We start from the raw sequence: 12,353 nt of genomic DNA, 5'->3' as shown, positions 1-12,353 counted from the left end.
AGATACTTGCGTTGCTGATTTGCTTTGATTTGGTGCCTCAACAGTTGCTTTGACACCTTCTCTTGCAGGATCAATAATTGCTGCAGCAATTTCTTTGGCGCTCTCCATTGAAAAACGTGAAGAATAAGCTTCGATAAGCATTGGAAGATTTAAACCTGCGACGATCGCCCAATTACTGTGTTCACCACATAAATTATTAGCCTGATTAAAAGGTGTACCTCCCCATAAATCTACCAGGAATAATACTTCATCTTGATTGTCAAATGTTGCGATTGCTTCCTGCATTCGTTCTTTTAAACTTTCTGGACTATCACTAGGATGCAAGGTAATGGCTTTCACATTTTCCTGCTCTCCAAAGATCATCGATCCTGATTGTAGAATACCTTCAGCAAACTCCCCATGAGTAGCTAGGATAATTCCTACCATATAATTTCCTCCGGATTTTTATATTATTGAATAATATAAATGTGTTATAAAATATTTTTAAAAATTATGACTAACTCAGTTATTTTCTACACTAAAAAATGTTACTTTTTATTACGCAAACAAAGCAAAAAGTTTTTAGTGTCAATCTGATTACCTATTTATCTCATCAACGAATATAGTTATTATATTATAAATTTTATTATTAAATGATAGCATTTGTTAAAATCTGTGACAGGGATAATGGATAATATTTCTAAAAAACATATTGTTAAAATAAAAAAATAGAATAGTCAAAAATAAAAAATTTTATTTTTTATTCCCTAGAATTATGCATTTCTAGACGTTAGGATAATTTCTTAAAGCTTTTCATAGGACATTCAGATTGGTTGGTCACTCAACTTTATTTTATCCATTTGTAAACTTTTGATGATCATTATTAAGCACAATATATGATCATCAAATGATAATACAGAACATATTGTGCATAGCATTACTTAACTTATTTAATCCATAATGATTTATTGTTATACCGTTGATCAAGCTCACTACTAAACCATCGACCGTTTAAAACTTCAGATATGATGACTTTTTTCGTTTTTTGATTAATTGATTGATCATCATCCATTTCATTAAGTACATCGCTGTAAGTCAATTTTTTGCCTCCCATATAAGCAATGGCTTTTACTTTATCTGCATTCATATATAAATAAGCATTATTAGCTTTATTATGTTCAGTAGTCCAGTTATTCCAATAAACTAAATCAGTTCCATTAGGATCACCTGAATGAATAAAATTATTAAGGTATTTTTTTAATGTCATGCTTAATTGTTTGGCGCCTTGAGTTTTATATGCATTACCAATTAACCGATCATAATTTTGAGAATCAGCATCCAATAGTGGTAGGAACACTCCATGAAAAGCTCCAAATAATGCCATGTGTGAACCAACACTATTGCTGTCTTGACCAAATTCTATTTCTAGTCCATAAATTTTGGCCTTATAAAAGGGTGCCATTTTTTGCGCAGAATCTGCTACATTAAATAGGTCATATAAACGTCCCCCATATTTATTGGCAAAATTAAATTCTTTAAGCTTTTTTCCTGTTGGCAAATCATTATTGAAAGTATCACTAAAATAGGGTGATGTTTGGGCAAACAATGAAAATTCGCCGGTACCTGTGAGCATAATCAGTGGTACAGAATTATATTCATGAGTGTTGAAACCATCTTTAGGAATGACATATCCATCATTGTATAAATGTGGAAATACACTCATTCTTATTCCAGCATTTCCCATAAGTGATACCAGTCGTTGTGAAGATACACTATAAAGATAAGTTCTTACATTAGAATTATTGGTTAATAACCAATGATAAGCTTCATCTTGGGTTGGTTTAATTTTATCTTCAACAACAAGGGGAGCGATAGCTTTAGCAAATACTTTTACGCTATCTTGTTTATCTGCGATAGTCATGCCACCACTAAAAGATATAGCCTTTTGAAATTTACCTTTAAAAATAGGTGAGATTAACATTGCCATTACATCTCGCCCGCCAGCAGAAAATCCAGATACAGTTATATTATTAGCGTCTCCACCAAAATGGGTTATATTTTCTTTTATCCAATCTAAGGATTTTGCAATGTCAAGTAGTGCATAATTTCCAGAATCTTCGAGTTTATCGCCAGTTTGTAAGGCTGGAAGCGGATTAAATCCCAACGGTCCTAAACGGTAATTAATTGAGACAAAAATTCCTTCAATGTCATTTACCAGAGTATTCCCTGTCATTTCCTCCGCTTTGCCATTTTGATTATTTCCCCCGTGAATATAAACCAGTACTGGTAAATTATTCGATTTATTATTTGGTCGGTATATATTGAGATTTAAACTATCATCTGATCCGATAACTTTATTATCTTTCAGTTGGAATGCAATTTTGCTTGCTTGGGTTGCATCTAATACTCCTTTCCAAGATTCAGGATCAACAGGTTTTTTCCATCTAAGTTGACCTACTGGTGATTTTGCATAAGGTATACCAGTCCAAACAATAACGTTATTTATTTTATCGAATTGACCTTTTATCATACCATATTGAGTTTGAACTAAAGAGGCATCAGCAATTTGGTTGATATTGGATTGATGATTATCAACAATAGGTAAATTTTTTTCATTACTCGCAAAAGTTGGGAGGGATAGCGCTAATATACCAAGCAAAATTGTGGCTATATTAAGTTGTAATAATGATTTTTTCATAGATTTTCCTTTTTATAAGATTAAACTTACAATCAAAGTTTAATTAGTTTTTTTCAAAAAAATCCATTAATTAATGAACATAGTAACCTTTGAAATTAGAGCAAAATTATTATTTTTATGAATATTTATTTCAAACATTAAGAATGAAAAATTAGACTTGAGTCACAAATTGGGTGAACCAATTTGTGTTTTGTAGTCATTTATGCGGTGTGATTGTTTATTGCTTTGCGAATAGAATCATTATTTTGTAACAATATTTTTTTTGCTTGTAACTCATCAATATTAGCAAGAATCATTAATATTGCTGTTTTACAATGTTTATCGCATTTATTTAATGCAGCCATTGCTATTTCACGAGTACAATCGGTGGATTGCATAACGATCGATATTTGTCGTTCCATGAGTTTGGCATTAGTTGCTTCAACATCAACCATTAAATTACCGTAAACTTTGCCGATTTTGATCATGCTTGCGGTAGTGAGCATATTGAGTACTAACTTTTGTGCAGTACCGGCTTTCATTCTTGATGAACCGGTGATCACTTCGGCTCCAACAATTGGGGTAATAGAGATATCCGCCAGTTTAATTATTGGTGCTTGAGGATTACAACATAAACTAATAACGGTTGCCCCCATTGATTTTGCATATTGCATACCTCCTATTACATAAGGCGTACGCCCACTTGCAGCAATACCTACTAAAACATCGTTAACGCTAAAATTAATATTGGCTAAATCGCTGATAGCTTGAGTAGGATCATCTTCCGCGTTTTCAACTGCTTTAAAAATAGCTGATGAGCCGCCAGCAATTAAGCCTATGACCTGCTGTGGTGGCGAACCATAAGTAGGAGGACACTCACTGGCATCTAAAATACCCAATCGCCCTGAAGTGCCAGCACCAAGATAAATTAATCGACCTTGTTTTAAAAAAGTTTGGCTGATAACGTCAACAGCTTGGGCTATATTATAAAGTTCTTTTTCAACAGCTATCGCGACTTGTTTATCTTCATTATTGATAATTTTGAGTATCTCTACTGTTGAACAGTTATCTATGTGTTCGCTATTAGGATTGCGACTTTCGGTTATCATCTCTGAAAGATTAATTTTTTGCATGTTTTTTTAATCCTAACCATAATAATAAAATTATTATGGCAAATAAACCACCAAAACCAACACCAATTGCTATAATGGGTAAATCCAGAGCAACAGCCAAAGTGTAAAGCCCTAACATTACCATCATGGCAGTATACTCACTTAAGTTTTGTACCGAAATCACACTTCCTGCGCCAACAAGTTCTTTACCTATTTTTTGGATAAAAGCATTTAGGGGTACTAAAAAGAAGCCACCTAAAGCCCCAATGATAACTAATAAAATATAAGATGAAATGATATTGCCTTGCAAAGTAAAAGTAATAACCATAATCCCCATCATAATTCCTGCTGGAATACATCGCAATATGTTATTTATAGAAATAAATGTACTGGCCAGTCCTGCACCAATTACAATGCCAATGGCAACAACAGCATTAAGATTAGTCGGTGTTGCATTATCATAAATATCTAAAACGACAGGAACCCAACTAATCAATAAAAAGCGTAAAGTAATACCCGCGCCCCAAAATAGACTTGTGCCTAATAATGTAAACAGTACTTGCTTATTAGTAAATATTATGTTAATCGTGTTAGCAAAATCTTTGACCATACTTAAAAAATGCCATTGAATTTTTTCTCTTGCAGCGGGTAATTTAGGAATAAAAAAGTTAGCGATAACAGCAAGTCCATACATCAATACACAAGCAAACAATGCCACGCTTACATTGAGATCGGCAATATGTCCACCAGCTAATGACCCAAGCAAAATAGCAGCAATTGTTGATGCTTCAATTAACCCGTTGGCTTTTACTAAATTATCGCCGCTGGTAAGTTCTCCTAAAATTCCATATTTTGCAGGAGAGTATGCGGCTGCACCCATACCAACTAAGAAATAGCCTACAAATGGACTTAAGTTTAAACAGACGCAAGCGGCACCCAATAATTTTATACCGTTTGAAATCATCATCACTTTTCCTTTGGGCATACTATCAGCAAATTGACCAACAAAAGGGGAAAGTAAAATGAAAGGCACAACAAAACCTATCTGTAATGCTGACTGACTCCATTCGGGATAATGTAAATTTTTAATGAACGCCAATATGGCAAAAAAGATCGCATTATCTGAAAAGGCTGAAAAAAATTGCGCTAGCATGGTTGCAACCATGCCTTTATTTAATAATGGGCGTTGGTTCATAAGATATCCTTAAATTATTGGTCAGCCATTTTTCGTAAGGTCATAAAATCAACTTTACCTGTACCAAGAAGCGGTAACTCTTTAATAATACGAATATCACGCGGTATAGCTAATGCAGGAATACCCAGTTCTTGAGCTTTTAGATTGAGTTGTTCTCGATTTAACTCAGATGATGTGGTAAATAATACAATCGCTTCTCCTTTAGCAGCATCACTTTTTACTGTTGCACCGTGCATCGCTTGAGGATCGACTTTTTTAGCAAGAGCTTCAACACTTTCTAATGAGATCATTTCACCTGCAATTTTAGCAAATCGTTTCACTCGTCCTTTGATTGTTATAAAACCTTGATTATCAATATAAACAATGTCACCGGTATCATACCAATCTTTTTCCGATTGTCCTTGTTCATTGGTCACAATTGGTTTTTCCAGTTTACCTGGGTTTTCTACTCGTAAGTACCCTTTCATAACATTAGGCCCCTTAACGAGCAATTCTCCGCCATCAGAAATACCTGGAATTGAGATTAATTTAGCTGTCATACCCGGTAATAAACGGCCTACAGTACCAGTTTTAAATGCCATTGGAACATTCAGTGATACAACCGGGCCGCATTCAGTAACACCATAACCTTCTAGAATACGAATGCCATATTTATCTTTCCATTGTTCACGAACTGCGTCAGATAGTTTTTCCGCACCAGCGATCACATAACGTAGTCGCATAAAATCATACGGGTGCGCATAACGGGCATAGTTAGCCAAGAAAGTAGGTGTACCAAATAGAACAGTACAATCTTGGTCATAAATTATTTCAGGCACCATACGATAATGTAAAGGATTGGGATATAAGAAAGTACGGCTACCAGAAAATATTGGTAAAAATAGTCCAGCGGTGATACCAAAAGCATGGAATAAAGGTAATGCAGACATAAATCGGTCGGCAGGCGTTGGGTCAATAACGGTTCGAATTTGCTCAACATTGGCAAGTAAACTACCATGACTATGCACAACACCTTTGGGATTACCTTCAGAGCCTGATGTAAATAGTACTAAAGCTTCGTCATCACAGGATTGATCTTGTTTAACCAAACGCGGAATAAATTGGTGAACGGTAACATAAAGCTTATCGGTAAATGTTAAACTGTTACGTAAATCTTCTAAAAAATACCATTTAACATTTTTGATTTCTTCAAGTAAATAGTCGAGTTTTCCTTTTTGGATGAATTTACGTGAAGTGATAATAGTTTTGATTTCAGTTGCAGTGATAGCGCAGGTTAAACCTTTTGTTCCTGCAGTATAATTGAGCATTGCTGGAATGCGGTTTTTTACCGATAAACCAAAAATGGTAGCAACGGTAATAGTTGAATTGGGTAATAGAACTCCAACACGTTCTTTTTTATTAGTGAATTTAGAAACGATGCAACTAATGCCAATAATTTGTTTGATGAGATTGCGATAAGATGCTTCATTAGTTGTAGGATCTTGTACCATTCGTGATTTCACGCCATAGCGCACTTGAGCTTCAAGCAATGCTTCAAAAAGGGTTAATTTTGGACGACTTCCCATTCGAGCATTCATCATTATTTGATGAAGTCTTTCACCGGCAATATAGCGTCTTTCGCTAGCTTTAGGTGCATTAGGCATAGGAATGGATGTTGGTTCAAGCACATGAATCACTATTTTGGGGAATAAGTGGCGTTTAAATAATCCTTTTAAGCGGCTGGTGATGGTAAATTCAGCACCTTCAATCCAGACAGGTACAATGGTTGCTTGAGATCGGGCAGCAACAAAAGCAGCACCATCATAAACTTTCATTAGTGAGCCTGTAACTGTAATTCTTCCTTCAGGAAAAATTACAATAGGTCGGCCTTTTTCAATTTCACGAACTAAGCGTTTAATAGCCATTGGGTTAACGGGATCCATTGGCACAAAGTCTACATAATGTTTAGCTAAGCGTACTAACCAATGATTGATATAACCTGCGTAGATAGCAAATACTGGTCTTACTGGTAAAAAAACGCCGATTAGAATACCATCAAGGAAAGAAACGTGATTGGGTGTGATAAGCAATCTGTCTTGTTCTAAATTTTTAAAATTACCATGAACTTTGACATGGAATAGCATCTTTAATAAGATTTTTAATGTTTTAAATAACATCTGAATTCTCAATTATCGTGTAAAATTGCACCATGTAATAATAGTGAAAATAATTAAAATATACAAGAAATGTAAATATTATTAAATAAACAATATAAAACATATTGTTATGTATTAAGATGGTGATGTTCAATCTAAAAATAGATGATAAATACAAAAATTCGTAAATAAATAGTAAAGAACAATAAGGGATCAAAATGCTCATTTTAACAGCTAAAGATATTGAAAAATTCTACACTATGTCAGAAGCAATAGCCGCTGATAAACAAGCTTTAAAAATTTATACTCAAGGAAAAAGTGATGTACCATTACGTATCAATTTCGATATGCAAAAAGGACAATGCTTGTTTATGCCGGCCTATATAAAAGGTCAAGATATTGTCGGTATTAAAATAGTTTCGGTATTTCCAGATAATCCCAAATTAGGTAAACCCTCTGTACCGGCTCAAGTCATGATGATCGATCCACAAACTGGTGAAGTATGTGCCATGTTAGATGGTACTTTTGTGACCCAACTTAGAACGGGCGCTGTGCAAGGTGCTGCAACCGATCTTTTAGCCCGTAAAGATTCTAAGCGGGCAGTGTTGATAGGTACAGGTGGACAAGCTGCTTCACAATTGGAAGCAATGTTAACCGTTCGTCCATTAACAGATGTGGCAATCTTTGGACTTGATGCTAATAAAGGGCAACAATTTACCGAAGCAATGAAGAAACGATTTGAACATTTTTCTGTTAATCTTTATTTTTCTTACAATATTGATGAAGATATTCATCAAGCGGATATCATTACCTCTGTCACCACGTCAAAAGAGGTAACTTTTAATGGAGATTTAGTTAAGCCAGGCACTCATATCAATGGTGTAGGGGCATACATGCCAGACATGCATGAGATCCCAAGTAATATTGTAGAAAAAGCCGAAATTCGAGTACTTGATACGAAAGGAGGTGTGTTTGCTGAAGCGGGGGATATTATTGATCCGCTTCACCAAAAAATAGTATCAAAAGATGATTTTTTAGAATTAGGTGATTTAATTTTAAATCCGCAACTTTGTCGTCAAAATGAGCAGCAAATTACTTTATTTAAATCGGTTGGAACAGCAGTACTTGATGTCTATGTTGGTTATGACATTTACCTTAAAGCAAAAGAAAATGGTATTGGCTTAAACATCTAAAAAAAACCTGAAATTTGTAAAAAAGTTTCAGGTTAACTATACATTTAAGTAAAAGATTAGCTTTTTAACTCTTCTTTTTTAGAGCGTCCAAGTAATGCCATGGCAGCTTGTTTGGGATCTTTATGGTCATATAAAATTTGATATATTTGTTCAGTAATAGGCATATCAACATGGTACTTTTGAGCGAGTGACCAAACCTCTTTTGTGTTTTTACAACCTTCGACAACTTGAGCAATGATATTTTGGGCCTCTTGAATAGATTTATTCTGACCAAGTAATATTCCAAAGCGACGGTTACGGGATTGATTGTCTGTGCATGTTAAAACTAGATCGCCAAGTCCTGCCATTCCCATAAAAGTTGCAGGATCAGCTCCCAATACTTCACCTAAACGCATCATTTCGGCGAGTCCTCGGGTGATTAACGCCGTTCTAGCATTAGCACCAAACCCTAAACCGTCTGAAAGACCTGCGCCGATAGCAATAACATTTTTTATTGCGCCACCGAGCTGTACTCCTATAAAGTCTTTGCTACTATAAACACGAAAACTTTTACTACAGTGAAATAGACTTTGCAATTCAGATAAAAATTGCTCATTAGTTGATGCGACGGTTACTGCTGTTGGAGAACCTGAAGCCACTTCTTTGGCAAATGTTGGTCCAGAGATAACCGCTAATGGAATGTGATCACCCAAAATTTCTCGAGCTACATCTTGTAACAATCTGCCTGTATCAACTTCAAGCCCTTTTGTTGCCCAAACAATTTTGTTGTCTTTTCTTAAAAACGGCTTAATTTTTTTCAAAATACTACCAAAAGCGTGGCTTGGTACAACAATTAATAAAACAGGTGAAGCCGCAACTGCGGTTTTTAGATCGGCTTCAATTTGAAGCTGGTCAGGAAAAGGAATATCCGGTAAAAACTGCCTATTTTGCCTGTCATGCTGCAAAACAGTCATTTTATCAGGGTTATGTCCCCACAATAATGTAGGGTGGCCATTTCGAGCTAGCAAGATAGCTAAAGACGTTCCATAAGAACCCGCTCCAATAACTGTCACGGCAGCATTTTTTTTCATAATAATCCAAAAAACTTTCTATTGATTTAAACACTACAACTATTGCAATGTTTCGGTTGACTCAGCTTCAGCTTGTTGCTGAATATAGTTCATATATAGTGCTTCAAAATTTACTGGTTCTAAATTTACTTGTGGGAATGATCCTTTATTTACTAAGTTAGAAATCACTTCACGTACGTAAGGGAACAAAATATTTGGGCAATAAGAACCAACACAATGTTGAACTTGGTTTTCATCAAATCCAATAAGTGAAAAAATACCGGCTTGGGTCACTTCACAAATATACACAATCTCATCTTGCTGTTTTACCGTGACCGTCACACGTAATGCAACTTCATAAACCCCTTCATTTAAGATTTGCGAGGATGAATTTAACTCTAAATTCATATCGGGTTGCCATTGTTTAGTAAAAATTTCAGGTACATTATTAGTTTCAAATGAAACATCTTTAGTATAAATACGCTGAATTGCAAATTGTGTTTCAGGTTGTTGTGTATTATTTTGTTCTGTCATGATAAAACCTTATTTTTGAATAATATTATTTTTTAACTAGTGGTAAATTTTCGCCATTCCAGCCTGCAATGCCATCTTTCAATACAGACACATTTAAAAAGCCTTGTTTGACAAGTGTTTCACCAATACTCGCTGATGATAAACCATTTTCGTCAATCAAAATTATGGTGTTTTCTTTAAATTTTTCAATTAATTTTGAACTGGAATTTTTAATATCGATAGGCAAAACATTATGAGCGTCGGTGATATGACCTTTTTTAAAGCTATCAGCCGATCGAATATCAATAATAACTGCATTTTCTTTGTTAATCATATGGATTGCTTGAGCATTATCAACAACTCTAACTTTTGATAGTTTACTTTTAATAGTTAGTACAATAATTGTGATAAATAGTGCAATCCAACCTAATGAAAGCAAAAGATGATTTTTTACAAAAGGTAGAATTTCGAGTGTTATAAAGTCCATACTTATATAATTACCTAATTTTTTAATAATAAGGCAAGATTATAACGGTATTATGCATTGAAATACAGAGCTAAAGGAGAAAACTTAATTTACATGGAACCGTATTAATTTAAGGTTGGATTTTAGATAACTTTAATAAGTTATCTTAATTTTATGTTTTTTATAAGCCTATTTTAGTTATGTGCTGTTATTTAAAATCCAATTATGCATTATTCTTTATTATTCATGTTTTTTGTTTGGTGATTAGATGATTCGCTTAAGAAAAATGTCAATTTAAAAAACGAAATGGATCTTGCATAATGACTTATATGGTAAAATTTCTCTATTTTAGGGCATTAAAACGATAATTTTTTGAATGATGAGTAATTTTGGTGCGTTGATTTGGTGCTTATTGCTTTAATTTGGTGCAATTTGTGCATTTATGTTACTATCATCAAAGATAAATCCACTAAAACAATATGATTAAAGAATGGCATCATATTTGCATAATTATAAACAATTCGGCAAGAATGCCTTTTAAACTGAACAATTATTTGTCCTCAATGGAGAAGATACATGTCTATACAAAGAGTTTTAACGCTAATTAAAGAAAATGATGTGAAATTTGTTGATTTACGTTTTACTGATACTAAGGGTAAAGAGCAACATGTTACTATTCCGGTTAGCCAAATTGATACTGATTTTTTTGAAGATGGTAAAATGTTTGATGGCTCATCAATTGCAGGTTGGAAAGGTATTAACGAATCAGATATGGTATTAATGCCAGATTCATCAAGCGCGGTTATTGACCCATTTTTTGAAAGTGTGACATTAAATATACGTTGTGATGTTTTAGAACCAGCTACATTGCAAGGTTATGATCGTGATCCTCGTTCGATAGCTAAACGTGCAGAAGACTTCTTAAAATCATCAGGTATTGCTGACACTGTTATTTTTGGACCAGAACCTGAGTTCTTTTTATTTGATGATGTACGTTTTGGTTCGCCGATGTCAGGCAGTTTTGTTCATATTGACGATATCGAAGCGGCTTGGAATTCAGGCACTAAATATGAAGAAGGTAACAAAGGGCATCGTCCTGGTGTAAAAGGGGGGTATTTTCCACTTCCACCGGTTGATTCATCACAAGATATTCGCTCTGAAATGTGCTTGATTATGGAACAACTTGGTTTAATCGTTGAAGCTCATCACCATGAAGTTGCTACAGCAGGTCAAAACGAGATTGCTTGTCGTTTTAACACATTAACTAAAAAAGCTGATGAAGTTCAAATTTATAAATATGTTGTTCAAAATGTTGCTCACGCCTATGGTAAAACTGCAACGTTTATGCCAAAACCAATATTTGGTGATAACGGTTCAGGTATGCATTGCCACCAATCACTTGCTAAAGATGGAGTAAACCTTTTTGCGGGTGATAAATATGCCGGTCTATCTGAAATGGCATTATTTTATATTGGTGGAATTATTAAACATGCTAAAGCAATCAATGCATTTACTAACCCAGCCACTAACTCTTATAAACGTTTAGTACCAGGTTATGAAGCACCAGTTATGCTTGCTTATTCAGCTCGTAACCGTTCTGCATCTATTCGTATTCCTGTTGTTACAAGCCCTAAAGCTCGCCGTATTGAAGTTCGTTTTCCCGATCCATCAGCGAATCCATATTTAGCGTTTGCAGCACAGTTAATGGCTGGTTTAGATGGCATTATCAATAAAATTCATCCAGGTGATGCGATGGATAAAAACTTATATGATTTACCACCAGAAGAATCTAAATTAATTCCGCAAGTGGCTGGCTCATTGGAAGAGGCACTAGAAGCATTAAATTTAGATCGTGAATTTTTAACTCGTGGTAACGTATTTACTAATGACACTATAGATGCTTATATCGATTTAAAACGTCAAGATGTGGATCGTGTTCGTATGACACCACATCCAGTTGAATTTGAATTGTATTATAGTCTATAAGTAAAAACTTTATATCTTAACCACCACTATTTAGTGGTGGCTTCTTTA

The 12,353-nt window shown here is 34.6% G+C and carries 9 protein-coding genes and 1 pseudogene; 2 read left to right on the top strand and 8 right to left on the bottom strand.

What is annotated here, in order from left to right:
* Nucleotides 1–45: 45 nt before the first annotated feature.
* The 5 genes and pseudogenes from J3U13_RS11430 to aas form a co-directional block, all read right to left on the bottom strand.
* Nucleotides 46–426 (bottom strand): annotated as a pseudogene (locus J3U13_RS11430) (PTS sugar transporter subunit IIA); the annotation flags it as partial.
* Nucleotides 427–925: 499 nt separating this feature from the next.
* Nucleotides 926–2,677 (bottom strand): carboxylesterase family protein, encoded by a 1,752-nt coding sequence (locus J3U13_RS01705; RefSeq protein WP_267339676.1) that lies wholly within the window; start codon nucleotides 2,675–2,677, stop codon nucleotides 926–928.
* Between the two features lie 200 nt (nucleotides 2,678–2,877).
* Nucleotides 2,878–3,789: an N-acetylmuramic acid 6-phosphate etherase gene (murQ, locus tag J3U13_RS01700; protein ID WP_267339675.1), complete on the bottom strand. Its 912-nt coding sequence runs from the start codon at nucleotides 3,787–3,789 to the stop codon at nucleotides 2,878–2,880.
* A complete protein-coding gene (gene lplT / locus J3U13_RS01695) occupies nucleotides 3,776–4,963 on the bottom strand; it encodes a lysophospholipid transporter LplT (protein WP_267339674.1) in 1,188 nt (395 codons plus the stop codon). The genes murQ and lplT overlap by 14 nt, the downstream gene beginning before the upstream one ends.
* A gap of 14 nt (nucleotides 4,964–4,977) precedes the next feature.
* Nucleotides 4,978–7,119 carry a bifunctional acyl-ACP--phospholipid O-acyltransferase/long-chain-fatty-acid--ACP ligase gene (aas, locus tag J3U13_RS01690; protein ID WP_267339673.1) on the bottom strand — a complete coding sequence of 714 codons (2,142 nt, stop codon included), beginning with the start codon at nucleotides 7,117–7,119 and terminating at the stop codon, nucleotides 4,978–4,980.
* 197 nt (nucleotides 7,120–7,316) lie between these two features.
* On the opposite strand from aas, the gene J3U13_RS01685 reads away from it, so the two are divergent.
* The gene (locus J3U13_RS01685) at nucleotides 7,317–8,291 is read left to right on the top strand and encodes a hypothetical protein (RefSeq protein ID WP_267339671.1); all 975 of its coding nucleotides are present in this window, start codon (nucleotides 7,317–7,319) and stop codon (nucleotides 8,289–8,291) included.
* A gap of 56 nt (nucleotides 8,292–8,347) precedes the next feature.
* On the opposite strand, the gene gpsA is transcribed toward J3U13_RS01685, so the two are convergent.
* The 3 genes from gpsA to J3U13_RS01670 are packed head-to-tail and all read right to left on the bottom strand — an operon-like array spanning nucleotide 8,348 to nucleotide 10,340.
* Complete coding sequence (gene gpsA, locus J3U13_RS01680) at nucleotides 8,348–9,361, bottom strand: NAD(P)H-dependent glycerol-3-phosphate dehydrogenase (protein ID WP_267339670.1); 1,014 nt, start codon at nucleotides 9,359–9,361, stop codon at nucleotides 8,348–8,350.
* 39 nt (nucleotides 9,362–9,400) lie between these two features.
* Complete coding sequence (gene secB / locus J3U13_RS01675; protein WP_267339668.1) at nucleotides 9,401–9,874, bottom strand: protein-export chaperone SecB; 474 nt, start codon at nucleotides 9,872–9,874, stop codon at nucleotides 9,401–9,403.
* A gap of 25 nt (nucleotides 9,875–9,899) precedes the next feature.
* Nucleotides 9,900–10,340: a rhodanese-like domain-containing protein gene (locus tag J3U13_RS01670; RefSeq protein ID WP_267339666.1), complete on the bottom strand. Its 441-nt coding sequence runs from the start codon at nucleotides 10,338–10,340 to the stop codon at nucleotides 9,900–9,902.
* Between the two features lie 555 nt (nucleotides 10,341–10,895).
* Here J3U13_RS01670 and glnA point away from each other — a divergent pair.
* Complete coding sequence (glnA, locus tag J3U13_RS01665; protein WP_267339664.1) at nucleotides 10,896–12,305, top strand: glutamate--ammonia ligase; 1,410 nt, start codon at nucleotides 10,896–10,898, stop codon at nucleotides 12,303–12,305.
* Nucleotides 12,306–12,353 lie beyond the last annotated feature (48 nt).

Source organism: Gilliamella sp. B2887, assembly GCF_026537015.1.
Classification (GTDB): domain Bacteria; phylum Pseudomonadota; class Gammaproteobacteria; order Enterobacterales; family Orbaceae; genus Gilliamella.
The sequence above is the reverse complement of the archived record's forward strand: the minus strand, read 5'-3'. Positions and strand labels throughout refer to the sequence as shown.